The sequence below is a fragment of the Cystobacter fuscus DSM 2262 genome (genome assembly GCF_000335475.2).
In the GTDB taxonomy this organism is placed as follows: Bacteria; Myxococcota; Myxococcia; order Myxococcales; family Myxococcaceae; genus Cystobacter; species Cystobacter fuscus.
Window position 1 is genome coordinate 279,926 of the sequence record NZ_ANAH02000005.1, and the last position, 25,560, is coordinate 305,485.

Consider the following 25,560-nt stretch of genomic DNA (forward strand, 5'->3'; position numbering starts at 1 on the left):
CCGAGGGCTACAGCGACCGCGCGCACGCTGCCAGAGTCGTCGGCATGTCAAGACGATGCGGGTCAGAGGAGATCGGAGAAGTCCGGGGCGCGCGCGCTCAGGAAGGCCATCAGCGTGGCGAGGCGACCGGGCGTCAGCCGGCGATCCCGGCGCAGCATGACCACAGTCGCGGCGGCACCGCGGAAATCGGCGAGGAGCTCGACCGCCGCGCCGTTGCGGAGCGAGGCGGCCGCGAGGTAGAGCGGGACACATGCGATGCCGCCGCCCGCGAGCATCGTCCCCCAGACGGTGTCGCCGTCGTCGAACGCGAACCGCGCCCGTGGCTCGTAGGTCCCCCCGGTCGTGTCGGCCACCGTCCGGTGGGGCCAGGGCTGGATCTGTCCGCTCTGGGGGTTGCGGAACCTGATGAGGTCGTGCTCGTCGAGCTCCGCGATCGTCCGCGGCGCGGGTCGCCGGGCGAGGTAGCTCGGCGCGGCGCAGATCACCCACGGGCACGTGAACCAGGTTTGATGGATGTGGCCTGGCAGACCGACGAGGGAGCCGGATCGGATCGCGAGGTCGATGCCGTTGTCGGCAAGATCGAGAACCTCGTTCGTCGCGCGGACGTCGAGCTGGATCTCGGGATGAAGCCGCGCGAGCTCGCCGAGCATCGGCACGAGGACGTGCCGGACGAACCCCACCGCCGCGGTGAGGCGCACGACGCCGGCGTCGCCGCTGCCTCTGGCATGCCCGGCCGCTTCCTCGAAGGCCTCCGCCGCGCGCACGGCCTCGCGCGCCGGCTCGAGCAGCGCCTCTCCGGCCTCGGTGAGAGAAAGCGCGTGGGTCGACCGGTGGAGGAGCCGCACGCCGGCGCCCTCCTCGAGCCGGGTGAGCGCCTTCGACACGCTCGCCGACGACATCCCGAGGCGGCGACCGGCCTCGGCGACCGAGCCGGCGTCCACCACGGCGATGAAGCATCGCAGTTGCGGAACGGAGACCTCGAAGTCGATGGCGCTCATGGACCGCGGTGTACAGCGCGAGCGTCGGGCACCGCAAGGGCGCGGGCGCGCCTCGTCCCGGTCGGGCTCTTCCTCGCGACGGGCTGCGCCGCTACCGCCCATCCGACACCCGCGGTGCGCACCTCGATGACGGAGCAGATCGCGACGACGGACTTCCGCATGGCCACGTACGAGACGTATCTCTCCGCGTGGACGGCGCTCCCGGACGACCGACGGCTGCAACTGCTGCAGGCGAGCGTGACGGAGGGAGTCGTCTTCACGAACCCCACGAAACCGCGGACCGGCATCGACGACCTGGCCGACCACCTCAGGGCCTTCCAGACGCGGGTCCCGGGCGGCTCCTACCGCCTCGTTGCGATGCTCGGCTGGGAAGACAACGCCATCGCCACCTGGCAATTCGTCGACGCCGCGGGGAACGCTGGCTTCACGGGCTACGACGTCCTCGCCTTCGACGGCGAGCATCGCATCAAGAGCATCCTCCTCTTCAGCAACGTGCCGAAGCAGACTCTCAAGTAACGAAAGGACTCCAAATGATTGCATTCACTCCCGCCGATTTCGAGCGCTTCCTCCGCGAGGACGACGGCGCGCCGGTCGTCATGCTCAACCTGCTCCGCTTCCGCCCCGACGGCGGACGGCAGCGCTACCTCGAATACCTGCAGATGGCGGGTCCGCTCGTCGCGCGCTACGGCGCGGAGATCCTCTACGCGGGCGACGGCATGGTGCCGCTCGCGGCGGAGCCGGGCCAGGCCTGGGACACCGTCGCCCTCGTCCGCTATCCGAGCCGGCGCGCCTTCGCGAACATGCTCGCCGATCCGGCGTACGCGCTCGCCGATCCCGTGCGCATGTCGGCGCTCTCGGAGGCGGTCCTGCAGCCCACGCGTGGTATTTCGCCGGCCTGAGCGTACGAAAGCGAAACGCCGCGGTCTTCTCGAACCGCGGCGCTTCAACGCAGAGGAGGAGAAGATCGAGGACTAGAACTCCAAGATCGGCGTGAACCCGGACGCGATAAGCCGCTTCCCGTCGAAGGCTCCTTCCTCGTCATTCACCTGCATGCGCGGGTCGGCCATCGCCGCAGCGAGACCACGGTCACGCGTTTCCTTATCCGGCCACTCGACCCAGGAGAACACCACTCCCTCGTCGCCCTGCGTCCTCATTGCCTGGGCGAAGGTGGTGACCATGCCGTCGGTCCTGTTTTCGAGATCGCCCCTGGCGTCCTCGGCGTGGAATTGGCTGTCGTCTCCTGACTCGTCGTCGATCCAGCTTTCGACTATCCGCAGCGCGCCGTACTCCATCAGAACTGCGCCAGTCTTCTTGCCGAGGGCGATATAGGCTTCCCGCTTATGCGCGGGCACGGGTGCCAGGTAGCCGTCGATATAGGTCATCTCGGTCGCCTCCTCATTCTTCGACGTCGATACTCTGTGTAACATGATTGAGTCGGGCATGTACCGGGCAAGCACGCGCATGAAGAGACTGACAAAAACTCCGGCCACGACTCTTCCCAAGGCAGGAGGTCGAATGCCCTCGGGTGGCCCCCGCATGCTCGCTCGGGTTCTATTCCCCCCAGCCATGCCAGCTGCCCTCCCTCAATCGGGCCGCGAACGTGGAGGCGCTCGTCCACCTCCTACAGGGGCTGTGCGAGAAGGCGAGCCGGCTCGAAGGGGCGGACCCCGCGCGGGCCGCGGCGGTCATGAGGGACCTCGGCATGTGTCTGGGCTCCCTCGAGCACCATGGATACGAGCCCCTCGAGCGCGTGCCCCAGCTGGAGCCGGTTTTGCGACGGCTCGGGGAGCGCACCGGGCTGCCTCCGCGCGACACGTTGTTGCACTACTCGGTGTGGAACCCCCCGGGTGACAGGCTCCGGACGTACCCCGGCCTGCCCGACGAGGAGCAGCTCATCCAGAGCGTTCGCCTGGCCATCCCCCCACTGGAGTCGGCCATCACCCGCCTGGCGGAGCTGCACGAGGTCCCCGTGCGGGCCCCCGACTTCGTGCCTCTGTGCACCCAGGTGCTGGAGGGGCTGCGCCAGCTCGTGGAGTCCATCGCGCATGCTCACCGGCACGTGTCGCCCCACGTCTTCGCAACCGAGCTCCGCTCCTACTACGACCCCATCCTCATCGGGGGGACGCCGTACTTGGGACCCGGGGCCGTGGAGATGCCCCTCTTCGTGCTCGAACACCTGCCGTGGGGCTCGAGTTCGAAGGAGGCGAGGTACCTCGCCTTCAAGGAACGCTATGTCCCGTACATCCTCCCAGAGCTGCGCGCGTTGTACCGTCGGCACGTGGGCCGACCCTCGCTGGTCGACCGCGTGTTGGAGGAGGTGCACGCCCTCGAGGAGCCCGACGACGCGGCGCGCGCCGGCGTGGACACTCTGCGGTGGCAGACATCGGCGCTGGGAGTGAATCAGGCATTGCCGCGACTCAAACGGAGATGCCATCCAGACACGTGCCTGGGCGACAATCGCTGCCATCGTGTCGTTGGGCCGTGAAGTTACTCGGCCGAAATGATAAGGGTGGCGGTCGCTGTAAGTGGCAGCGGGCGGAGGTGCACCGCGGGTTCAGCGGAACTATTGCCAGTACTAATGCGTTGTGCTAACAGGGCCCCGCATCGCGCATCCCCTGGATTTTCACCTTCAAGAACCAGTCACCGGGAGCCCCCGTAGTGAACCGGTGCATCTTGAAACCGCTCGCGATAGGAGGACACAGCCATGGAGGAAATGAAACTCACGCTGGACGCTGCCAAGGCAGAGGAGCGTCTACATTGGGCGGAAGTGCTGAAGCAATGGATCTGGGACAAGGACATCCGCCTTCAGCGGGCCGGACCGCAGGCCATTGTCTTCGCCGTCATCGCAGCCGTGGCGCTCGCCGTCGAGCTGTCCTATCACCAAGGCGCGCTCAGCCTGCGCGAGGCCCTGTCGGCCCAGAGCGTGGTGATTTTCTATAACGTCAAGGCCGTGCTGCTCTCCAGCGTCGATGCCTCCCTCGGCTCGTGGATCATCGCCGTCAGTTTCGCGCGGATCCTGTTTGGCCTCGTCGTTGGAATCGCCGACCTGGTGTTCTACGAGAAGATCACGGGCCGCCCGTTCGACTGGAATGCCATGGTCTCCATCTCCGCGGTCAATGTCGTGTTTCTGCTGACCGCCGTGTTCACCTTCATGAATCCGGCGGTCACGGATCTCTTGGTGCAATACGAGCGCCTGATCCAGCACGTCCCGACCCTGGTGAACCTGAACGGCGCGCTCGCGCTGGTGGTGGCCGCCCTCCTCGGTGACTTCTGCTTCTACTGGTCGCACCGCTGGTGCCACAAGGTCCGGTTCTTCTGGAACCTCGGGCACGTCAACCACCATCGCTCCAAGAACCTGTCACAGTTGACGCAGGCGGTTGATCCGCAATCCTTCTTCCTGGACACGGCCGGCGGCAAGGTGTTCGTCCTCCTCCTGCTGCCCGTGATGACGAAGCTCTTCACCCTGGATTTCCGTGACAGCGGCTGGGTGCTCATCGTCCTGTTGGTGCTCGACGTCTGGACCAACCCGTCCCACTCGGTCGTTCTCTACTACGCCGAGACCCGGAGCCGCGTGCTGCGGTGGTTCCGCTGGTTCCTCGTGACCCCCGCGGTGCATTTCACCCACCATTCACGCGAGCCGGAGCACAATGTGACGGATGGGTGCAACTTCGGCGCGCGGGTGACCCTCTGGGACCGCCTGCTCGGGACCTACGTCGAGCCGCCTCCCCGCATTCCCGAGGCGGGCTTGTTCAGCGACGAAACGGACTACTGCAACAACCCCGTGCGGTTCATCCTCCACCCCTACGTCCGGATGTTCACGGAGCTCCGTCAGAACAAGCTGAAGTACTGGCCGGCGATCCTCTTTGGCCCGACCACCTACGATCCGCCGGTGCCCGTCCAGAGCAAGCATTGACAAGCAGGCTGGCGGGTATACACCCGGGGACATGAACCGAGAGGAGCACGCCATGGACATTTCCCTCTATCAAGCCAGCCTCCCCACCCTGGTCCGCATGTTGCGGAACCTGGAGCAGATCCTCGCGAAGGCCGCCGCCTTCGCGGAGAAAGAACGGATGAGCCCGGAGCTGCTTCTGGAGCGCCGCCTTCATCCGGACATGTTCTCGCTCTCCAGACAGGTGGAGATCATCGTCTCGGGCGCGAAGGGGTGCGCCGCTCGCCTGGCCCGCCGCATCGCTCCGGACGATGAGTCGCCGGAGTTCGCGGTCTTCAACCGGGGCGCCGAACAGTCGTTCGGCGAACGACTGACGTCGTTCGCCGCTCTGCGGACCCTGGTCCAGGAGGCCCTCGGTTATCTGGAAGGAATCTCCCAGGCGGAGATCGACGCCGCGCCAGAACAGCCCGTCTCGGTGGCCAAGCCGGGGGAGGTTCGCGTCTTCGAGAATCCTCGCTCCTTCGTGCTCCGCTCCGTTCTGCCGAACCTCTATTTCCACATCACCGTGGTGTACGCGCTGCTCAGGTCGGCAGGGGTCGCCTTGGGCAAACAGGACTTCGAGGGTGCCCCGGCCTACCAGGTCCAACGCACCTAGGAGGGACTTGGAGCCTGGCCTCCTCTTGCATGGGCGGCGGCAACGCCCCCCATCTCCTGGGCCGCGAGGGCGCTGGAGAGCAGGCCGAAACCATGCCCGTCCTCTCGGGTGGTGAAGCCGTACTGGAAGATACGGGTGAGCATCTCTGGCGCGATGCCCATCCCGTTGTCTACCTGCCCGGCCCTGCTTCTCCTCTACACCTTGGCGGGGCGCAGGTCCGCCGTCGGGGCGAACGTGGGCGGGCGGCGATGCTTCGTGGCCTGCTCGTAGGCGAAGGCGAGCCGCAACAGCGTGGGCTCGCTCCAGGCCTTCCCGATGAAGGACAGGCCCACCGGCAGTCCGGCGATATAACCCGCGGGCACGGTGATGCTCGGGTAGCCCGCCACCGCCGCTGGCGTGGAACTGCTTCCCAGCCAATGGTCTCCGTTCACCAGGTCGATGAGCCCCGGAGGCGCCTGCGTCGGCGCCACCAGTGCGTCCAGCTTGTGCTTCGCCATCACCGCGTCGAGGCCCTGCTCCCTCGACAGCTTCCGGCACGCCTCCAACGCCTTGCGGTACTTCTTGTCCGTCAGCGGCCCCTTCTCCTGCGCCTGATGGAAGAGCTCCTGGCCAAACCACGCCAGTTCCGTGTCCCGGTGCTCCTCGTTGAACCGGATGAGGTCCGCCAGCGTCTTCAGCCGCGTCCGCTCCCCCAGCCCCGCGAGGTACGCCTCGATGTCCGCCTTGAAGTCGTGGAGCAGCACCTCCAACTCCGGCTCGTCCAGCTTCGCCGCCGAGGGGATGGGCGCCTCGATGAGCTCCGCGCCTCGCGCCTTCAGCACGTCCAACGCCCGCTCGATGAGCGCGTCCGTGGCGGGGTGGTAGCCGAAGAACCGCTCGCGCGGCACGCCGATGCGCGCGCCCTTCAACCCGTTCACGTCGAGGAAGCGCGTGTAGTCCGCGTGCGCATGGCGCTGGCTCGCGGCCGTCACCGCGTCGCTCGGATCCACCCCCGCGAGCACCCCGAGCAGCACGGCCGCGTCCGTCACCGTGCGCGCCATGGGGCCCGCGCTGTCCTGGGTATGTGACAGGGGCACGATGCCCGAGCGGCTCACGAGCCCCACCGTCGGCTTGAGCCCCACGAGCGAGCACGCCGCCGAGGGCGAGACGATGGAGCCATCCGTCTCCGTGCCCACGGACACCGCGCACAGGTTCGCCGCCGTGGCCGCCCCCGAGCCCGAGCTGGAACCCGACGGCGTGCGGTCCAGCGCGTAGGGATTGCGGCACTGCCCTCCCCGCCCGCTCCAACCGCTGCACGAGTGCGTGGAACGGAAGTTGGCCCACTCGCTGAGGTTCGTCTTGCCGAGGATGACCGCGCCCGCGGCCCTCAAGCGCTCCACCACGAACGCATCCCGCGAGGGCACGGCGCCCACGAGCGCGAGCGAGCCCGCGGTGGTCTGCATCTTGTCCGCCGTCCCGATGTTGTCCTTGATGAGCACGGGAATGCCGTGCAGCGGGCCCCGAGGCCCCTTCGCCTTGCGCTCCGCGTCGAGTGCCGCCGCGATGGCGAGCGCGTCCGGGTTGAGCTCGATGACGGACCCGAGCGCGGTGCCTCCCCTGTCGACTTCCTGGATGCGCGCGAGGTAGCGCTCCGTGAGGCCGTGCGCGGTGTGTTTCCCCGACGTGAGGTCCGCCTGAAGCCCGGCGAGCGTGGCCTCCTCCAGCTCGAAGGCCGAGCCGCGCGGAGCGGCGGGAGGGGTGGAGTTCGCGGAGGGCTGGGCCTGGACATCCAGGGCCACGAGCGTGCTGGCGACGGCCGCGCCACCCAGGAACGTGCGGCGGCTCAGATCCCGGGGAGTCCCGGAGGAGGGAGAGGGTTTCTTCATGAGGCGCGTGACTACAGCAGCGCGCGCGATGGGCCGCAATCGCACTCTCCGTAGGGGCGCGGACCTGGTGCACGAGATGAAGCGGCGTGGCGCGAGGCGGGGACTCGCCACGCTCTATCGGGGCGTGGACGAGAACCGCACATGGTCCGGAAAGCGGAGTTGCTCCAAGGGGGTCTCGGCGTTCCGGGTCGTGCTCCTCGTGCACGACCCGGCCGACGCACCCGCTCTCAGTGCGGCATGGCAGGAGTCGCACGACCCCGAGGTGGGGCAACCACAGTCCATGGGGCAGGTGTCCACCGTTTCATCGAGGCACTGCCCGTCTCCACACCAGCAATCACGGGGACAGCTCGTCTCCGTCTCTCCTGTGAGGCAGAGACCATCCCCGCAGGAGTGGCAGTTGATGCATTGCCCCTCCCCGCCAAGGGTCTTCCCCCTCGCGGGGCACCCCTCCAGGGCCTGGGCCCGGGTCGTCGGCGGCTCGAAGGTCACCTCCTGGAGGAGGTCGCTCGAGCCACAGGCCGTCCACAAGACGAGCCATGCACCCAGCAACGCGCGGTTGGCTGCGTGACGCTCGACCCTCAAGCCAGAACCCAAGAAATCCATGTCAATGCCGTATATCACGAATTCGTCCATGAGTGAATGGAGTTCCGCGGCCCGTGTGCGAATCCCCTCCCCCGCGGCCGGTCTCCCCGCGCTGCTGTGTCGCCCCCCCGGAAGCCTTGCCAGGTCGCATCACCCTCCCGACCTTGAAAGTGGTGGGTCTCACACCGTCTCTGGGCCAAATCCGCCCGAAACGGGATGGACGAGAAATAAATCAAATTCCCTGCATAGGTCGTCCACATCCCGCTTCTATAGGGATGAGATGAAGAGTTGAGCCCTCGCTTCAAGGCTCTCACCTTCATTCTCAATCGTTGCAAATTCCGCCCTTTGCAGAAAGACATTCATCATGACCCAGTCAAGCCACCGTCTTCCTCTCCGTTCCGTAGCGGGGCGAGAACGTGCTCACTCGCCCGTCGTGGCTTCCGAACTCTTTCTTCACAAGGGGCGCACTCCGGCAAGAGCTGGCCATCCTACTTTTCATCCTCCTCCTCGTCCGTCTCACCCAGGATTTGACTGAGGCTCATATCGAAGTTGCTTTGGATTGCGGCCACGAAACTGTCGAACTCCTTCGAGGCCAGACTGAGGCGCTCCTTGAGGAGACGTTTCGTCTCTTCGTAGACCGCCTCCCGTGCGAGCGCGAGTTTGCGAGACGCCGTTGATTGATCCTTACCTATCAGCCTACCCAGCTCGGTTGTCGTCAGCCGTTTGACATAGTAGTACTTGAGCAGCCGTCGCTGCTCTTCCGACAGCGCGCGGACTGCACCACTCAATGCCTGACGGAAATCATCCATGGATAGACGCTTGATGAGTTCGATATCCAAGTCGGGCCTCTGGAAGGGGATGTTTTCCAGGGCATTGAGGAGGCTCGCCGGGGGCGAGCCACTGCCGGACGAGCCATTACCGGACGGCGGTTTGCTGGGTGGAAGCAGACGACTGGCGACGACATGAATCCAGTGTTGTAGGGCGCTGCTGCCCCGGTACGTCGCGAGCCGCGGCCCGGCGGGGGTCAGGCCCACCAGAAGCTGAATGCGGACATCTTGACAAAGGTCATCCACCACGGAGTTCGTCCGCTTGAGCCAGGTTCGTAGCTCGCGCAGATGGTGCTCCTCCAACGTCGCGATGGCTTCGGGCACTTTGTGCACGCAGGCGAACGCGAGATAGAGATCTTCCAGGTACATGTCCGCGAAGACCTTGGCAAGCGAGTCGCCCTCTTTGGCCGGAGGCAGCCGCTGTGCGAGGTAGTCCACGAAGACCTTGTCATCCAAGCCGAACAGCCTCCCTTGACGACCGCGGCCGACCGCTTGCTCGAGCAGGCGTTCCAGTTCCTCGCCATCGGCTGGCAGGTCTCCGCGTCCCTTCGCATGCTGAAAAAAAACCAAGGTGAGTGGTTTCAGTGGTTTCATGGCCCCCGGACGCTACCTGGATTGTCTTCTTCCCGCCGCCTCCTTGTGGGTAGGTTCGTGTGAGTGTCGCCTCGCTTACCATGGTCGCGGAGTCACCCTGGCTACCCGACGGAGAACCCGATGTCCGAATGTCTGACGGATGAGACCCTCGCGAGGTTCCTCGATGGGAGGCTGACCGAGGATGAGCTGGCCTGTATGCATGAGCACATGGATGAATGCTCCCAATGCCGTGAGTTCGTCCTCGGGCTCATCCACCACACTTCCACCCAGGAAGAGACGGCGCCGCTTCCCATCGCGGGTTGGACACCTCCCACCGAGTTCGATGAGTTCCGTCTGGTGCGCCCGCTCGGCCAAGGTGCCATGGGTGTCGTCTACCTCGCACAGGACACGCGGCTGCGACGGTTGGTCGCGGTGAAGTTCATCGCCTCGCGCCATCCGGAGGAGCAGGCCCGAGAGCGGTTCCACAAGGAGGCGCAGGCCATCGCGCAACTGCAACACACCAACGTCGTCACCGTGTTCCGCATCGGCCAGGTGGGTGACCACCCCTACATCGTCACCGAGTACCTCGAAGGACAAACCCTGAGCACGCTGGAGCTGCCGCTGCCCTGGCGACGTGCCCTCGGTCTGGGGGTCGGTCTGGCGCGAGGGCTCGAGGCCGCCCATGCCGCGGGAGTGCTGCACCGGGATCTCAAGCCCTCCAATGCCTTCCTCACCCGCTCGGGTGAAGTGAAGCTGCTCGACTTCGGGCTGGCCGAGTTCGTCGACCACTCCACCCCCGGCGAGCCGGGCCTCTCGCGTACCGTCGTGGGAACACCCTCCTACATGGCACCCGAGCTCTTCCAGAGAAAATCGGCGACGCCACAGAGCGATCTCTATGCGCTCGGCGTGGTCCTCTATCAGTTGTGCACGGGGAAGCTGCCCGCGCGCTCCTGGGCCGGGAGCGAGAAATCTCCTCTCGAGCCCGCGCGGCCCTCGGAGGACGAGGGCACGCCTCCGCTCACCGAGGACGTGCCGGGCATCGATCTGGACTTCGCCTCGCTCATCCAGCGCTGCCTCCACGTCGCTCCCGACCAGCGCTACGGCTCCGCCGAGGCCCTGCGTGCCGCGCTCGAGCGACTCCATGTGCCCGAGGTGCGCTGGGAGGGCAATCCCTACCGGGGCCTGGCGTCCTTCGAGGCCGAGCACCGCGCGCTCTTCTTCGGGCGCGACGCCGACATCGAAGGGGTGCTCGAGCGCCTGCGCCGCCAGCCCCTCGTCCTTATCGCCGGGGACTCGGGGATCGGCAAGTCCTCACTGTGCCGCGCCGGCATCCTCCCTCGGGCCACCCAGGGCGCGCTCGACGGCTCCCGCCACTTCACTTCCCTCACGCTCCAGCCCGGCCGACGTCCTCTCGTGACCCTCGCCGCCGCGCTCGTGCCCGTCCTCAATCGGCCAGAGGACGAGCTCGGCGCCTGGCTCGCCGAGCAGCCCGGACGGCTGGGGCCAGCGCTCCGGGCCCTCTACGGGCCAGGGCGGGGTCTGCTCCTCTTCGTCGACCAGCTCGAGGAGCTCATCACCCTCAGCGAGCCCGCCCAGGCGGAGCACTTCGCGCGACTCCTGGGGGAGTTGGGCGAGTTGACCGTGTCCTCGTCCGGAGTCCGCGTGCTCCTCGCGGTGCGCGGTGATTTCCTCACCCGGGCCGGTGTATTGCCGGGCCTGGACACCGCGTTCGAGCGGGCGCTCTACCTGCTGCGGCCCCTGAGCGCCGACGGGGTCCGCGAGGCCATTGTCGGCCCCGCCCGGGGTCGAGGCGTGACCTTCGAGACCGCGGCCCTCCAGACCCTCGTCGAGGCCATGGATCGGGGCTCGGGCAGCCTGCCCCTGCTCCAGTTCGCCCTGGCCGAGTTGTGGGAGCGCCGGGACTCCGTCAGGGGCCACATCACCCAGGCCTCGCTGGAGGCCATGGGGGGCGTGGCCGGCGCGCTGTCGCGCCATGCCGACGCGGTGCTCGCGCCGCTCCACGAGGCCGGGCAGCGGGCCGCGCGTCAACTGCTCGGCCTGCTCATCACGGCCGAGGGGACCCGTGGCGAGCGAAGCGAAGAGGAACTTCTCGCGGTCTCCCCGGAGGCCGGCGCCGCCCTGCGAGCGCTCGTCGAAGGTCGCCTGATCCAGGCGCGCGCCGTGGGTGGACGGACCCACTACGAGCTGGCCCACGAGGCACTCATCACGAGTTGGGGGACGTTGCGTCGCTGGCTCGATGAGGACGTCGGCCAGCGCGCGCTCCGGCAGCGTCTGGAGGTGGCTCGTGCCGAGTGGGAGCGTCTGGGGCATCCCGAGGAGCTCCTCTGGCGCAAGCGCCAGTTGGATGAGGCGCGGGCTCTCCCCGCCGCCGACCCGGGCTCGCGCGAGCAGGACTTCCTCCGGGCTTCATGGCGCGCCGTGCGCCGCGAGGAGCTGCGCCGCGGATTGGCCATGTTCCTCGTCGTGTTCCTGATGGGAGGGCTCTATGGCGGATTGAGTCTGTGGGGGCATCTGGAGACCCAGCGCTTCGTCGGCGAGAAGCGGGGCCTCGTCCGGGCGGAGTTCGCCCTGGGGCACGAATGGAGTCAGCGCGCCAGCGCCGCCCGCACTCGGGCGCTCGAGCTGTTCGACCCTGAAGGCACCGGGACGAAAGGAGACCCTCACCAGCGCTGGGCGGAGGCCGAGGAGCTCTGGCGCGAGGAGGCGCTCCAGGCGTTCAACATCGCCGACGCCGCCCATGCCGAAGCGTGGCGAGCTCTCGAAGATATCCTCGAGCGCGTCGGCAATGAGACGGATACGCACGAACTCCGCATCCAGCTCACCCATGAGCGCCTCCTGCTCGCCGAGGAATTCCACCGCACGGAGGCAAGCGCCCAGTTCCTCCTGGACCTCAAGCGGCTGACGGCCACGGACCCCGTCTGGCGGGAGCGGCTCGATGCGTTGGCGGGGCTCGAGATCCAGACCACGCCGCCGGGCGCGGGTGTCGAACTCTGTCGGTACAAAAAGTCCAAGGGCATGTGGCGGTGCGAGCCCGTGAGTTTGCCCAGCCCCCAGACGCCCATCGCCCGGCTGTCCCTCGAGGCGGGCTCCTATCATCTCCGCTTCAATCGAGAGGGCCAGGCGCCGGTCGACCTTCCGCTCCTGCTCGAGCGGGGCAAGACCGAGCAGATCCACCTCGACCTTCCCGCCTTCGTGCCCGAGGGCTACGTCTACATTCCCCCCGGGTGCTTCCTCATGGGCAGCAACGACCCGGAAGAAGTGCGGGACTTCATGCGCAGCATGCCGATGCACAAGCGCTGCATGACGGAGGGCTACCTCATGGGCAAGGACGAGGTGACCCTGGGCGACTGGATGGCGTATCTCGACTCCGGGGCCGCGACGAAGGAGGAGCGAAGCCTGCTGGAGAAGGAGAAATCCAGCGCGTGGGGGGCGCTCACGCTGCGGCCCCTGAGCGCTGGCTCCTGGGAGTTTTCCCTCGAGTTGGCGAGTGGGCGCGTCCTCAAGGCGCGCGACGACGAGCGCCTGCGCTACCCCCACCGGAGCCTGCGCCAGGAGCAGGACTGGCGCCGCTTCCCCCTCGCGGGGATCTCCGCCGAGGAGATCTCGGGCTACCTCTCCTGGCTGAACCGCACCGGGCGGCTGCCGGGAGCGCGCCTGTGCGATGAGATGGAGTGGGTGCGTGCCGCGCGGGGGGCCGACGATCGCAGGTATCCGCACGGCTCCCGGCTCGAGCCGGACGATGCCAATTTCGATGAGACCTATGGCCGTCAGCCCGAGAACTTCGGGCCCGATGAGGTCGGCGCCCATCCCGCCGCGGTGAGCCCCTTTGGCATCCACGACATGGCGGGCAATGTCTCCGAGATGGTTCAACCGCCGGTCGCGGATCTCGGTGACATCGTCATTCCGGGGGGCGCCTGGTATTTCGAGCGCATCGTGGCGTTCATTCCCAATCGTCAGGCCTTCACCGCCACGTCTCGGGATGTCACCGTGGGTGTGCGCCTGTGCGCCTCAAGGCCCATGCCGTGATGCGCGGATGAGAATTTCCGCATAACTCCGTGGGCAGTGCCTTCTTCTGCCATGAACCCCGAAGAGAGGATCATGATGAAGAATCCGCTGGTCGTTGTGGCTTGCCTCGTGGTGGGCACTCCCGTACTCGCCGCAAATCCGCGGCCCTGCCACGGCCGGAGCCTCGACCGCAATGGCACGCGACAGGGCACGCTCCTCTGGGGCATGAACGGAGAGGGCGTGCTGGCTTCGGTGGCGCTGGACGGTGCGCTGCTCGAGGACAAGACCCTGTCGGGACTGCGTCTGGAGGGGGGGCGCCTGGTGGCCTCTTCCGCTTTCCACTCCCTGGAGGGAGTGGTGTTCCAGGGGAAGACCCTCGATGGCAAGTCCGTGGAGGTGGCGCTCTGCCGCGCCGAGCCCGATCGAATGGATCCCTCCCGGGAGAGGTACCAAATCGAGGTGTGGAGGCCAGAGCGCGCGATGTGGGAGAACCCGTGCATGGCCACGAACCCTGAGTTCACACCGCGAGCGCTCGCCGTGCCGGGGGTGTGGGATGCGCGCGGTGCTCGCCAGGAGGAGGCGGGGACGTTCACCTTCGCGTGTGAGGCCGGAGCCATCGCCAAGTGCGTGGAGTGGGGCTACAAGCCATGGGAGGAGAAGGATGGGAAATCGCTGGCGGACATTCACCAGGCGTGCACGCGCATGGCGAGGGCGGACTACTGCGGGAATGGGAGCAGCCACACGCGGGATGGCAGCCCCATCGATGTCTACGATGAGCGGAAGGTGATGACGCGCTCGAGGGTGTCGTCCACGCTCTGGGATGTGCGACGGGGTTCGTTCGAGGCGGCGTGGAGCACCGAGGGCGCTTCGTGCTTGTCACATACGCGAGACGGGCGGGCGGTGGATGAGGTGATGGCGGAATGCCCCGATCTTTTCCAGAGAGCGGACAAGGACCTGGGCGAGGGCGACCGGTGCACGGTGGTGCGCAAGGAGGTACGCGCCGAGGAGGCGCCGCTGCGCAACCGCTCGTATGGCCATGGCGAGCAGGCCCTGTTTCAGGGCGCGGCGCCATAGGCTTCGCTTCGAGGCGCGCTGGGGGCGATGGCTCGCAGGGGGCATCGCTGCCCAGGGCGATGAAGGGGGCCCAGTCATGGGGATGGGAATCGGGATGCGTTTTCCGAAACGAGCGCATGGCTTCGCGAAGGGCGGAAGCGCGACCCTGTCCCGCCAACAGGTTGCGGTAGTAGGTGTTCATGAGCTGGTGGGTGGAGCCGTCGTTCACCTTCCACAGGCTCATGACCACGGTCTCGGCTCCGGCGATCACCAGGGCGTGGAGCAGGCCATAAATGCCCTGGCCCATGCGGACCTGGCCGCGGCCGGTGTCGCAGGCGGACAGGACGACGAGTTGGGTGCCCCAGAGATCGAGCCCGGCCAGTTCCGCCGCAGTAACGAGGGAGACATCGGAGCGAGGCGTGGAGGCGTCCGTTGCCGGGGCGCGAGCACCCGCGAGAACGAGGCCGGAGCGCAGCAGGGGGTCCTGGGAACGGAGCACGGGGAGACTGCCGCCGGGTGCGTTGAACTGAACGGGAGAGCCGGATGTCGGGGGAGAGGCGTCGGAGGCGTCCTCGAGAAAGAAACCATGGGTGGCCAGGTGGAGGACTCCCGGGGCGGCCAGGTGGAGCAGCCACTCCTTGGTGGCCTCGGAGCCGAGAAAGAGCTGGGCCTGGGGCAGCATTCCTTGAATGTCCTGGGCCTCCTTCCGCGTGCCCGGCAGCGCTACCCACGCGCTTCGGAGCAGCTCCGAGGTAGTCCTTTGGGGAGAGCGAGCCAGGGTCCGAGAGAGAGGCCCATTGAGTGCGTAGGCCTCGGAGGCGCTCGAAGGTGTCGCGCTCCTCGGCACCCAAGCTGCGGTAGATGGTACGGGAGATGTGGGCGATCTCCTCGACGGAGCGGCTCTTGCGCAGGAGCATGGAACTGAGGGCCAGACGTCGCACGCGGGCGACCTGTGGGTGTGCGCGCAGCAGGGAGAAAAGCGTCTCTTCTTTGGCACGCAAATATTAGAGAGAGCGCGCGCTGGAACAGGGGCTCGGCTTGGCCGTACAACCCCTGGATGCCGTAGAGGATGGCGAGGTTGGTGAGCGAGGAGGCGACGTCGGGGTGGCATGTGCCAGGTCCTCTTTTCAAACAACTGGCGACGTCTCGGCTGGCCCATCCTCGTCTCATCCACACGGGGCTTGGCGAGGTGTTACCCATGAATGTGCCTTCTCCACTACCCACCGCCGCGACTGTTTGCCGGGCTCGCGCGCCACCTCGTGCTTACGGTGGTCTCGCGATTGTACATGCGGTGTCAGTCCGAAGTCTGCCGCTGCTCGCCTCGCTTCTTTGCAGTCGTAGTCTGCATCCAGACACAACCCTTGTGGCTCCTGGCTCGTCGGGTCGACCCTCGGGCCTCGGCACCGGCAGCGACTCGAGCGTCTGGCGCAGTAGATTGTGTGCCCGTCACTGCATGCTCGTGCGCAGCATCAACAAGATGGCGTCCATCGCTTGTGTGTCCGGGACGCGAGGGTTGTGGCACCCAGGGGTGGCTGAGATGAGGCGTTGGCAGGGGTTCCACTTTGGCCCAGAACTCGTCCGGGGTTCGTCAGTCGTCATCCTGTGTCACCGTGCCCATGGCTCGACCTCCTGCTCACCTAATGCAGGAGGTCAAGCATTTCGTTCCAACTTAAGAAATCACCAAACCCCAAGGTACTCTTTGAGGTCAGTAATAAACGAGGTGCTTGGGAAGGACGGGGCTACCACAGACAGCCTTCGCGTCCCTGTCACACTCTGCCACGATGGCATCATGGGAGGCACAGCCCGACTTGGCGCGGCAGACCGTGCCCCAGTATCCGGGTTCGTTGCAATAGTCGATGTAGGCGCACTCTTTCAACGACTCCACGCGGCCCCCCTCGGCGGCTGCCCCTGAACCTTCTCCCGGCTCCACGTAGTGGGATGGCCGTGTGGCGGCGGGACCATCACCGCCGGTAACGGCCCAGCCGGAGAGAGAATCAGTGCCATCTCCCACGGACTCGGCTGGGGCAATCGTCTCGCCCCGCCCTGTATCAGCGGGCTGGTCGGCCCCGCACGCGGCCAGGATCGCGGCGAAGAGGATGCCGATGGTGCACGAGGTCACTCCAGGGCGGATGGGCTGTGTCATGATGAATGCCTTTCTGTAAGTGCAACGGTGCCAGTGAACGAACGTGACATCAGGAAAGATGCCTGACGCTTCTTCCAGGTACTGCTCTCAGAAACCCCGCCTCCGGTGGGACCGGGGCGGGGCATGACGGGCAGAGAGGCCTGATGGTGATGTTCTCGGTCCCGTCGTCGGGCTTCCACGTCCCCGCGCCGCGGTCGTAGAGCTAGGGCGTTGGCTTGCTCTGCTCGGAGGGAGTGATGGCCCGCAGGGGGGCATCGCTACCCAGGGCGATGAAGGGGGCCCAGTAGTAGGGATGGGGATGGGAAGCGCGTAACGAGCGCATGGCCTCGCGCAACGCGGAGGCGCGGCCCTGGCCCTGCAGGAGGTTGCGGTAGTAGGCGTCCATGAGCAGGCGCGTGGCGTCGTCGTTCACACTCCACAGGCTCATGACCACCGTCTCGGCCCCGGCCACCACCAGGGCGCGGCGCAGGCCGTAGATGCCCTGGCCCAGGTGGATCTCTCCGCGACCCGTGTCACAGGCGGAGAGGATCACGAGTTGGGTGCCCCAGAGGTCGAGCCCGGCCAATTCCAGCGCCGTGACCAGGATGGTGTCGGTACGACTCGGATCCGTGGTGGGCGGTCCGCCCAGGACGATACCCGATTTGAGCAACGGTGCCTGCTGGGATGAGGGAAGGCTCAAGGGAGGCGCCAACGGATCCACGACGTCGCGGGAGTTCAAGGCGGAGAGATCACTGTTGATGAAGAAACCATGGGTGGCCAGGTGGAGGATGCCCGGGGTGGGCAGGTGCAGCAGTCGCTCCTTGGTGGCCTCGGGGCCGAGGAACAGTTGCGCCTGGGGCAACTGGCGCAGAATCCCCTCGGCTTCCAGCCGCGTGCCCGGCAGCGCCGGGAAGCCGCGTCCCAGCAGCGGGCGCGAGGAGGAGAAGAAGCGCTCGAGCGCGTCGGAGGGAGGGGAGGACGGAGGAGAGCTGGAAGACGCGACGGCGACGGGCGCCGAGAAGGAGGGATCGGCGAGGACGAAGACGAAGGGGGAGGGAATGCTCTCCTGGGGACGAGGCAGCAACTCGCGGCCCGAGGTGAGATACGTGAAGTCGAAGGAGTCCAGGAGGATGCCCCGGCCGTCGTGGAGGGCGGCGAAAGGGACGAGGCCCAACTGGCCTTCGGGGGACAACAGGATGCGGCGGGTGGAACCCAGCAGAGGCAGCAGGGGTTGGAAGGCACTCTGGTAGAGCTTAAGGGCGGTGCCCTGAAAGTCAGGGTTCCGCTGGGCCAGGGCGTCGCGCAAGCTCGAGGCTTCTTTATCGATGGGCTCCGCGGGACCCAGGTCCACGGCCCTGGTGGAGGCATCGGGGAAGAGCACCAACGCCAGATAGCGCAACTGACTGGCGCTCTTCACACGCGGCGTGCCGGAAGGGAGGAGCAGGGAACTGTCCTCGTAGGCGATGAACTCGACGAGCGCGCCGTCCTTGGGGAGGGACGCGGCGACGTGCTCGACGATCTGGGAGGGAGGGGGCAGCGCGGCCAGGGCGCGCAGGGACGCGGAGCGCTTGGCGAGTTCCGCTTCCAGCGCGTCGCCTTTCTCGGTCAGGTCCTTGAGTTCCTGTTGGTAGTTCTCGGAGGACAGGGAGCCGGGGCCGACGAGCGAGCGGGACACCAGTTGGGCGCGCAGGCTCCTGAGCTTGTCGAGGGTGTAGCGGTCCTCGGCGTTCAGGCTATGGCTGAGGGTGCGGGAGATGTGGGCAGTCTCCTCGGCGGAGCGGCCCTTGAGCAGCAACACGGCGCTGAGGGCCAGATGCCGCACGTCGGCGTCCTCTGGGTGTGCGCGTAACAGGGCGTAGAGCGCCTCCTCGGAGGCACGTAGCTGGTGGAGAAAGCGGGTGAGACGCGATTCGGAGGAGTCGAGCGCCTCCTTCCGCAGGCGTTGCTCTGAAATGGAGAACGCGCGGGTGTAGAGCGGCAGGGCGTCGGCGAGGCGATGCTGGGCCAGGCGGAGCCGGGCGAGATCCTCGAGCGAGGTGGCGAAATCGGGGTGGCTGTCACCGAGCGCGGTCTTCCGTATCTCGAGCGCGCGAAGCAAGAGGGGCTCGGCCTGGTCATACAGCCCCTGGTTCACGTAGAGGGTGGCGAGGGCGTGGAGCGAGGTGGCGACGTGGAGCTGGCTGCCGCCCGGCTGGGCCTCGCGTAACTCGAGCACACGCTGGTAGAGAGGTCCGGCCCAGTCGTACCGCCCCTGGCGCGCGTAGAGGGTGGCGAGGCCGTGGAGCGAGGTGGCGAAATCGGGGTGACTGGCACCGAGCGTGTCCTCCTGGATCTTCAACACGCGCTTGAAGAGGGGCTCGACCTTTTTGAGCAATCCCTGGCCCAGATAGAGGGTGGCGAGAGCGTGGAGAGAGGTGGCGACGTCGGGGTGGCTGTCACCGAGCACGTCTTCCCGCAGCTCGAGCGCGCGAATCAAGAGGGGCTCGGCCCGCTCGTACATCCCCTGGCTCAGATAGAACGTGGCGAGGGCGTGGAGCGAGGTGGCGACGTCGGGGTGTTTCTCGCCGAGCGCGTCTTTCCGGATCCTGAGCGCGTCAAGCAAGTGGGGCTCGGCCTGGTCGTACATCCTCTTGACGCTGTAGAGGGTGGCGAGGGCGTGGAGCGAGGTGGCGACGTCGGGGTGACCCTTGCCGAGCGTGGCCTCCTGGATCTTCAGCGCGCGCTGCACGTGGGGCTCGGCGTCGCCGTAGCGTCCCTGGGCGATGTAGAGAGCGGCGAGGGCGTTGAGAGAGGCGGCAAGCTGAGGGTGGTTGTCGCCGGGGGCGAGCGCCCGTATGCCGAACGCACGCTGCACGAGGGGCTCGGCCTGGTCATAGCGTCCCTGGGCGCTGTAGAGGGCGGCGAGGCCGTGGAGCGAGGTGGCGATGTCGGGGTGACCCTTGCCGAGCACGGCCTCTTGGATCAAGAGCGCACGTTCATAGAGGGACTCGGCCTGCTCATAGAGTCCCTGGGCGCTGTAGAGGGCGGCGAGGCCATGGAGCGAGGTGGCGACGTCGGGGTGGCTGTCACCGAGCGCGGCCTCCCGCAACTCGAGCGCACGCTCATAGAGGGGCTCGGCGTCGCCGTAGCGTCCCTGGGCTCTGTAGAGGTCGGCGAGGCCGTGGAGCGAGGTGGCGACGTCGAGGTGGTTCTTGTCGAGCGCGGCTTCCCGGAGCGCGAGCGCGCGCAGGAAGAAGGTCTCGGCCCGGCCGTACAGCCCCTGGTCCAGATAGAGAGTGGCGAGGTGGTAGTCCGAGAGGGCGACGTCGGTGTGGCTCTTGCCGAGAATCTGCTCCCGAAGGCCGCGCGCGCGCTGCAAGAGTGACTCGGCCTGGACCAGGTCTCCTTGAAGCCGGTGGAGATCCCCGAGCAGGTCCAGGGCGTCGGCGACCTGGGAACGCGAACTTCCGGGCTCGGCCTCCCGGAGCATGAGTGCATGCTCAGCCTGTGTACGGGCCTTGGCATACTCGCCCGCGTCCCTTTGCTTCATTGCCGCGTCATAGTCCGCCTGCGCTTCCTGCTGCCGCGCCTCTGGAGTCTCCTCGACGGTGCCCCCGTCGTCCGCCGCACCACAAAGCATCACGACCATCATCCATCCCACAACCTGACTCATCGATTCCCCCTGAATGGGCTGTATGTCGTTCGCACGGAACCCATGAGCCAACTCCGCTCGAGTGGACATACCGCATAAGTCAGCTTGGTTGAGCTCCAGTCCGGCAGCCACCGGGAGGACTTCGTCAATCCCTCTCTCCCCACGTGACCGACGACCCCACCTCCGAGCGATGGCTCGGAGGTGGGGTCCAGGCTGGATGCTCCCAAGTGAGCGAACGCGACGCCAGGAAAGATGCCTGACGTTTCTTCCAGGTACTGCTCTCGCCGCGGAGGCTCCCCCCCGCTCCTCCGCCCTTCATTTCCCTAGAAGGGGGACGTGGGCAACCTATGCAGGGAATTTGCGTTATTTCTCGCCCGTCCCTCCAAAGCTCGGACAGCGCTCCCCGGGCGTTCCTTGGAGACGGAACACTCCAGCCCCAGCGTGAAGTTCCGTCAAGTGAGAGCGCGGCGGCGCGGTCGTGGCGCTTGCACTCCGACCGTGACCGGCTTATCGGGCGGCGGCAAACCAGGCGCAACCGAGGAAAATGAGATGAGCCTTCGCGATTACGACAACATCAGCCCCACGGCCAGGCTGGTCGCCGAGATGCGGCGCCATTCCGACATTCCCTTCGCCGAGGAAATCGCCACGCGCATGGGTTCCGCGGAGCTGGTGCGGGAGATGCTGGGCGGAGACGCCCCCGCGCCCGAGCTGCTGAGCTGGATGGCTCCGACGATCGAAGCCCGCTACAAGTGCCTGGAGACGGCCCTCAAGGCGGCTGGCATCAAGCAGGTCGTGGAACTGGGGAGCGGCTTCGCGTTCCGTGGCGACGCCATGAACCGCACCACTCCCCTGCGCTATATCGAAACAGACCTCCCCGAGATGCACGAAACCCGGCTGCGCCTGCGCGACGAGCTGCGGCGGGACGGCGTGCTCCCGGCCCAGGAGCACGTGGTCTTCACGTCCTTGAACGCGGTGGCTCCTGGCGACGGCGCCGTCCTGGAGCAGCACCTCGTCCCGGGCGAGCCGGTGGCCGTGGTTCACGAGGGGCTGCTCCAATACTTCACCCGGGACGAGAAGCGCGCGACGGCCCTGCTGGTCGCCGGGCTCCTGAAGCGCCACGGCGGCGTCTGGCTGACCCCGGACTTCGAGCTGAGCGACGACGGATCACGGGAGCGCTGGACCCATCCCCACTTCGCACGAATCTTCTCGGTGATCGCCCGCTCCACTCAGCGCAACCTGCGCGACGAGGCCTTCACCCGCGTGGACGAGGTGAAGGACTTCTTCTCGAAGCTGGGCTTCCGCGTCACGCCCCGTGCGCAGATCGACGGCACCTTCGCGCTCTCCTCCGCGGAGCGCGTCGGCACGACCCCGGAGCAACTCGACATCCTGCGCCGCAGCCGCATCCTGTGGGAGCTGCGTCTGGACTGACGCCGATCACCTCAAGAGAGCAGAGGGGCGCCCGGCAGGCGCTCCTCGATGATGCGGACCGCCGTGGCGGTGCCATCCTCCCGCCGCATCAGCTCTCCCAGCCTGTTCGCCCGGTCACGCACCGCGCCGTCCTGGATGTGGCGCAGCGCCTGGGTGAGCCTCGCCGCGGTGAGCTGCTTGAACGGCATGCTGTAGCCGACCCCGAGCGCCGTCACCCGGTTGCCCCAGAAGGGCTGATCATTGCAGATCGAGCAGATGACCGTCGGCAGCCCGGCACGCAGCGTGGCCGCGGTGGTGCCCGCGCCGCCGTGGTGGACGGTCGCGCTGCAGCGCGCGAACAGCCAGTCATGGTCCACGGATCGCGTGATGAAAATGCTCGCGGGCACTCGGAGCGCCGCGATCTCCTCCGCGCTCCAGCTCGCTCCGATGGCGAAGCGGACACCCAGCGTGTTCGCGACCTCGATCGCCAGACGCAGCATCCCCTCCTTGTCCATCGAAGGCAGCCGCCAGTAACCCAGGTAGATGGGCGGTGGCCCCTCATCCAGCCAGCGGATGAGTTCCGGCGAGGGGACGCCGCCCGCGTTGACGCGAACGTCCGGGGGCATCATCCAGGGGCCGGTGATGACATTCGCGGCGCTCCAATCGGACGGGCGCGGGACGAGGTGACTGCTGTAGCAATGAAGGATCGGCGTTCCGGCGCGCCACAGCTTCTCCCGCATCGAGATGGCCGTGGGCGGCAGCCCGAGCTCCGCGCGCCAGGCATTGATGAGGCGCTTCTGTCCCTGCCAGTACAACGTCTCGAGAAGAGAGTGCGTGAGCCGATTCATCGCGCGCAGCGGCAGCTCGCGCGCGGAGAGGAACGGGCTGGGGAACTCCGACGTCGGCAGCATCGGCATGGTGTAGCCGGGAATGAAGGGCACCCCGAGCTTCTCCGCGATGCAGGCGGCGCTGTCCTCGATCACCAGGTTCGCGACGATGGCGTCGGTGCCCTCGCAAGCGGCCAGGAGTTCGCGGTGCATCCGAGGCTTGAGCCTGCTGTCGATCCCCACCCCTTCCCCGGCCAGCATCCGCATGAACTTCGCGGTGTTGTCGGAGCCGGCCATCCACCGGATGCCCTCCTCCGACTGGAACCATTCCTCGTAATCCGCCGAGACGGGGACATACCGGACACCGCTGTGCGCGACCATGTCGGCGAAGCCGCGGGACGTGGCGACGCGGACTTCGTGACCGCGACGCTGCAAGGCGATCGCCAGCGCGATGAAGGGCTGCACGTCCCCACGGGTGCCCAATACCAACACGGTGAGCTTCATCGCTCGTTCCTTTCAGCGCCCGTGAAGCGCGAGAGCGGTGCTCTCGCGGCCAGGCCGGGGCTCACCCCTGGGTCGTTCGGATGAGCGCTTGCGCCCGATCGATACCGGCGTCCAGGTGCAGGTCCTGGATGAAGCCGCGGCCCGCGATGGGCTGGGTGTGCTCGGACCGGGTGGAGTAACGAACGCACTCGGCATGTGAATAGACGCAGCCGTGGATCATGAGCTCGAGGCAGTGGACGTACCGGTCCATGCGGGCACGGTCGGTGGCATCGAGCCCGAGGGTCTCGTAGAGGGCGGGCATTCCAGCCTTGACGGAGAGGAAGTGCTGCACCTTCTCGTCGACCAGGGCGGAGATGCGCTCCAGGGCCTGGGGCGTGGTGAGGTTCTCCGAGCGCTCCATGGCGAGGATCACGTTGACTTCCTGCTGGTGCCGGTCCTTGGGCAGGGAGAAGACATCGTTCTGCAGGATGACGATGTCGATGACGCACTGGCGCAGGTCCTGGATCTGCGTGGTGCCAAAGAGCGCCTCGGGCACCTCGAACCCCTCCGCGACCTCGATGAGATCGATCACGGCGTCCATGCTGATGTCGAGGCGACGGATCTCGAACGCGGTCCGCGTGTCGATCTGGCTGAGGTGGTTGCGGTAGGTGGTCATCCGCAGCACCCCGATGAAGAACCACTTCAGGTCGTCGCGGAAGCGGGCCATCCAGGCCGGGGACATCTTCGTGGAGAGCCGCTGGAGGATGTCCGTGATGCCGCGCGCGCAGGCGTCGTCCCCCGGGGTCGCGGACGTGGCGTGGAGCACGCCAATCATGTTCTCGGTGATTCGCGCCACCCGAGCCGGCTGGTTGCCGAGGGGGCCGGCGAACTGGTCATCGTAGAGGAACCCCCAGGTCATCCAATCCGTGGCCAGGTCCAGGTTGGCACCGCGCGCGGTGGGCAGACAGTGACCGGTGAGACGTCCCCAGTTCCACGCCTCCAGAAACCGGAGCGCGGTGTCGGTGGTGGCCAGGCCCATCTGGCGGGCCCATTCGATGCTGTGACGCTGGGCCTGTTCGATGTCGGGGCTGAGGTCGCGAGGGAACGGAAAGCGGAACTCGATCGCGGCGCGCTGGGTGTCAATCTTCACTGGAGCTCCTGCGGGGGGGGTGTGGCGGAACGGGGAACGGCGGTCATCAGGACCTGGTTGGGCCGCAAGACCGAGCGGGGGACCTCCCAGACGCGGTGACCGGGCACCGGAACGAGCCGCCACCGGGCGGCGATGGTGGCGACGGCGATCACCATCTCGGTGCGGGCGAAGTAGTCACCGATGCACTTGTGCTTGCCGTCTCCGAAGGGGAGGAAGGCGTGGCGCGGAAGCTCCCGCGCCCGCTCCGGCAGCCACCGGTCGGGGTCGAACCGCAACGGCTCGGGGTAGAGACGTGGGTTGCGGTGCACCATCATCGGGCTGACGATGACCTCGGCCCCGGCCGGCAGGAGGGTACCCGCCAGATTCACGTCACGGGTGGCGCGCCGCATCAGCAGCCAGGCGATCGGGTAGCGACGCAGCGTCTCGGAGACCACGTTCTGGATGTACTGCAACCGGGGCAGATCCTCCGCGGTGACGGGCCTGCCCCCCAGCACGGTGTCCACCTCGGCGTGGATCCGCGCTTCCACCTCGGGGTGGCGTCCCACTTCGTGGAAGAGCCAGCTCAACGCGGTCGCCGTGGTCTCGGATCCGGCGACGAACAGGCCGGCGATCTCCATCCGGAGCTGTTCATCGCTCATCCCCTTGCCGGTCTCGTCATCCTGTGACGCCAACAACGCGGACAGCAGATCCCCCTGGTCGCGGCCATCCGCGCGCCGCGAGTCGATGAACGTATTGATGATCTCGTCGAAGCGGGCCTTCTTTCGCGCGAAGGCCCGGTTGATTGGCATTGGCAGCTTCTCGAAGATGTGGCCGGGGAGCACGGTGTGGAGACCCACCCAGGAGTTGGCGGCGTCGATGTAGTCGCCGATCTCCGTGGCGAGGCTCTCCTCGGTGTTCGCGCCGAACAGCGTCCGGGTGACGGCATTGAGCGTCAGACGATGCATCTCCTGGCGCAGCGAGATGCGGGCCCCTGGCGACCACCCGGCGATCTGCGCTTCGGCTTGCCGATGGATGATCTCCATGTAGCCGTGGATGCGCGGCCGGTGGAACCCCGGCTGCAGGAGCTTTCGCTGCTGCCGGTGGAAAGTTCCGTTGGAGACGATGAGCCCCTTGCCGATCGCGGCCGTCGCCTTGTCGAAGACGCGCCCTCGCTCGAAGCTGTCGGCGTGAGTGACGAGCACCTGATGAATGTACTCAGGGGAGGTGACCACATACACGGGCGAGGAGCCGATGCGGAGCTGGACGATGTCACCGAACTCACGCAACGACTGCAGATAAGCAATAGGCAAGCGCAGCAGCCGGAGCGCATGGCCAAGCAGCGGCAACCCACCTGGCACCTCTGGGGCGATGGCGGCATCGGGCGGAGGGGTCACGGTGTCCATGAGAGGAACACTCCTCGCTGAATGATTCCCAATAGCGGCCATGGCCGGCATCGGGTGAGAAGAAGCTCGGTGAGGAACGCCTGGGGGAAG

The 25,560-nt window shown here is 67.0% G+C and carries 17 protein-coding genes and 3 pseudogenes; 8 read left to right on the forward strand and 12 right to left on the reverse strand.

Annotated features, from left to right (window positions below):
• Positions 1-62: 62 nt before the first annotated feature.
• Entirely contained in the window at positions 63-998 is a 936-nt protein-coding gene (locus D187_RS08740; protein ID WP_002623506.1) for a LysR family transcriptional regulator, read from the reverse strand.
• Between the two features lie 126 nt (positions 999-1,124).
• Between D187_RS08740 and D187_RS49650 the strand changes: the two genes are divergently transcribed.
• Complete coding sequence (locus D187_RS49650) at positions 1,125-1,514, forward strand: nuclear transport factor 2 family protein (protein ID WP_155893253.1); 390 nt, start codon at positions 1,125-1,127, stop codon at positions 1,512-1,514.
• A gap of 14 nt (positions 1,515-1,528) precedes the next feature.
• Complete coding sequence (locus D187_RS08750; RefSeq protein WP_002623502.1) at positions 1,529-1,897, forward strand: DUF1330 domain-containing protein; 369 nt, start codon at positions 1,529-1,531, stop codon at positions 1,895-1,897.
• A 72-nt stretch (positions 1,898-1,969) separates the two neighbouring features.
• Here D187_RS08750 and D187_RS08755 read toward each other — a convergent pair whose 3' ends face one another.
• The gene (locus tag D187_RS08755; RefSeq protein ID WP_002623500.1) at positions 1,970-2,380 is read right to left on the reverse strand and encodes a DUF1428 domain-containing protein; all 411 of its coding nucleotides are present in this window, start codon (positions 2,378-2,380) and stop codon (positions 1,970-1,972) included.
• 143 nt (positions 2,381-2,523) lie between these two features.
• Between D187_RS08755 and D187_RS08760 the strand changes: the two genes are divergently transcribed.
• The 3 genes from D187_RS08760 (at position 2,524) to D187_RS08770 (ending at position 5,542) form a co-directional block, all read left to right on the forward strand.
• The gene (locus D187_RS08760) at positions 2,524-3,483 is read left to right on the forward strand and encodes a monodechloroaminopyrrolnitrin synthase PrnB family protein (protein ID WP_002623498.1); all 960 of its coding nucleotides are present in this window, start codon (positions 2,524-2,526) and stop codon (positions 3,481-3,483) included.
• A 219-nt stretch (positions 3,484-3,702) separates the two neighbouring features.
• Positions 3,703-4,911 (forward strand): sterol desaturase family protein, encoded by a 1,209-nt coding sequence (locus D187_RS08765; protein ID WP_002623496.1) that lies wholly within the window; start codon positions 3,703-3,705, stop codon positions 4,909-4,911.
• A 52-nt stretch (positions 4,912-4,963) separates the two neighbouring features.
• Positions 4,964-5,542 carry a DUF1993 domain-containing protein gene (locus D187_RS08770; RefSeq protein WP_002623494.1) on the forward strand — a complete coding sequence of 193 codons (579 nt, stop codon included), beginning with the start codon at positions 4,964-4,966 and terminating at the stop codon, positions 5,540-5,542.
• Here the strand turns inward: D187_RS08770 and D187_RS52050 are convergent.
• From D187_RS52050 to D187_RS08785, 3 genes and pseudogenes are all read right to left on the reverse strand, one after another.
• Positions 5,539-5,712 (reverse strand): annotated as a pseudogene (locus D187_RS52050) (ATP-binding protein); the annotation flags it as partial. The gene D187_RS08770 and the pseudogene D187_RS52050 sit on opposite strands and share 4 nt — an antisense overlap.
• Before the next feature lie 24 nt (positions 5,713-5,736).
• Positions 5,737-7,407, reverse strand: a complete 1,671-nt coding sequence (locus tag D187_RS08775; RefSeq protein WP_051256272.1) for an amidase — start codon at positions 7,405-7,407, stop codon at positions 5,737-5,739.
• A 1,070-nt stretch (positions 7,408-8,477) separates the two neighbouring features.
• Complete coding sequence (locus D187_RS08785) at positions 8,478-9,410, reverse strand: hypothetical protein (RefSeq protein WP_081713622.1); 933 nt, start codon at positions 9,408-9,410, stop codon at positions 8,478-8,480.
• Between the two features lie 120 nt (positions 9,411-9,530).
• Between D187_RS08785 and D187_RS08790 the strand changes: the two genes are divergently transcribed.
• Together D187_RS08790 and D187_RS08795 are read left to right on the forward strand one after the other, a co-directional pair.
• Positions 9,531-13,436, forward strand: coding sequence for a bifunctional serine/threonine-protein kinase/formylglycine-generating enzyme family protein (locus tag D187_RS08790; protein WP_002623487.1), 3,906 nt, complete (start codon positions 9,531-9,533; stop codon positions 13,434-13,436).
• Between the two features lie 72 nt (positions 13,437-13,508).
• Positions 13,509-14,489 carry an ADYC domain-containing protein gene (locus D187_RS08795; RefSeq protein ID WP_020917886.1) on the forward strand — a complete coding sequence of 327 codons (981 nt, stop codon included), beginning with the start codon at positions 13,509-13,511 and terminating at the stop codon, positions 14,487-14,489.
• On the opposite strand, the pseudogene D187_RS52055 reads toward D187_RS08795, so the two are convergent.
• The 4 genes and pseudogenes from D187_RS52055 to D187_RS08800 form a co-directional block, all read right to left on the reverse strand.
• Positions 14,470-15,345 (reverse strand): annotated as a pseudogene (locus D187_RS52055) (CHAT domain-containing protein); the annotation flags it as partial. The gene D187_RS08795 and the pseudogene D187_RS52055 overlap by 20 nt on opposite strands.
• A 572-nt stretch (positions 15,346-15,917) precedes the next feature.
• Positions 15,918-16,029: pseudogene (locus D187_RS59505) on the reverse strand (IS5/IS1182 family transposase); the annotation flags it as partial.
• 144 nt (positions 16,030-16,173) lie between these two features.
• The gene (locus D187_RS54900) at positions 16,174-16,611 is read right to left on the reverse strand and encodes a hypothetical protein (RefSeq protein ID WP_155893254.1); all 438 of its coding nucleotides are present in this window, start codon (positions 16,609-16,611) and stop codon (positions 16,174-16,176) included.
• A 202-nt stretch (positions 16,612-16,813) separates the two neighbouring features.
• Positions 16,814-20,242, reverse strand: a complete 3,429-nt coding sequence (locus D187_RS08800; protein WP_043428930.1) for a CHAT domain-containing tetratricopeptide repeat protein — start codon at positions 20,240-20,242, stop codon at positions 16,814-16,816.
• 528 nt (positions 20,243-20,770) lie between these two features.
• Between D187_RS08800 and D187_RS08805 the strand changes: the two genes are divergently transcribed.
• Positions 20,771-21,649: a class I SAM-dependent methyltransferase gene (locus D187_RS08805; RefSeq protein WP_002623484.1), complete on the forward strand. Its 879-nt coding sequence runs from the start codon at positions 20,771-20,773 to the stop codon at positions 21,647-21,649.
• An 11-nt stretch (positions 21,650-21,660) separates the two neighbouring features.
• On the opposite strand, the gene D187_RS49660 is transcribed toward D187_RS08805, so the two are convergent.
• The 3 genes from D187_RS49660 to D187_RS08820 all read right to left on the reverse strand — a co-directional run bounded on the left by D187_RS49660 (position 21,661) and on the right by D187_RS08820 (position 25,470).
• Positions 21,661-22,959 (reverse strand): glycosyltransferase, encoded by a 1,299-nt coding sequence (locus tag D187_RS49660; protein ID WP_002623483.1) that lies wholly within the window; start codon positions 22,957-22,959, stop codon positions 21,661-21,663.
• Between the two features lie 61 nt (positions 22,960-23,020).
• Positions 23,021-24,088: a terpene synthase family protein gene (locus D187_RS08815; protein WP_002623482.1), complete on the reverse strand. Its 1,068-nt coding sequence runs from the start codon at positions 24,086-24,088 to the stop codon at positions 23,021-23,023.
• Positions 24,085-25,470 carry a cytochrome P450 gene (locus tag D187_RS08820; RefSeq protein ID WP_002623481.1) on the reverse strand — a complete coding sequence of 462 codons (1,386 nt, stop codon included), beginning with the start codon at positions 25,468-25,470 and terminating at the stop codon, positions 24,085-24,087. The genes D187_RS08815 and D187_RS08820 overlap by 4 nt, the downstream gene beginning before the upstream one ends.
• Between the last annotated feature and the right edge of the window lie 90 nt (positions 25,471-25,560).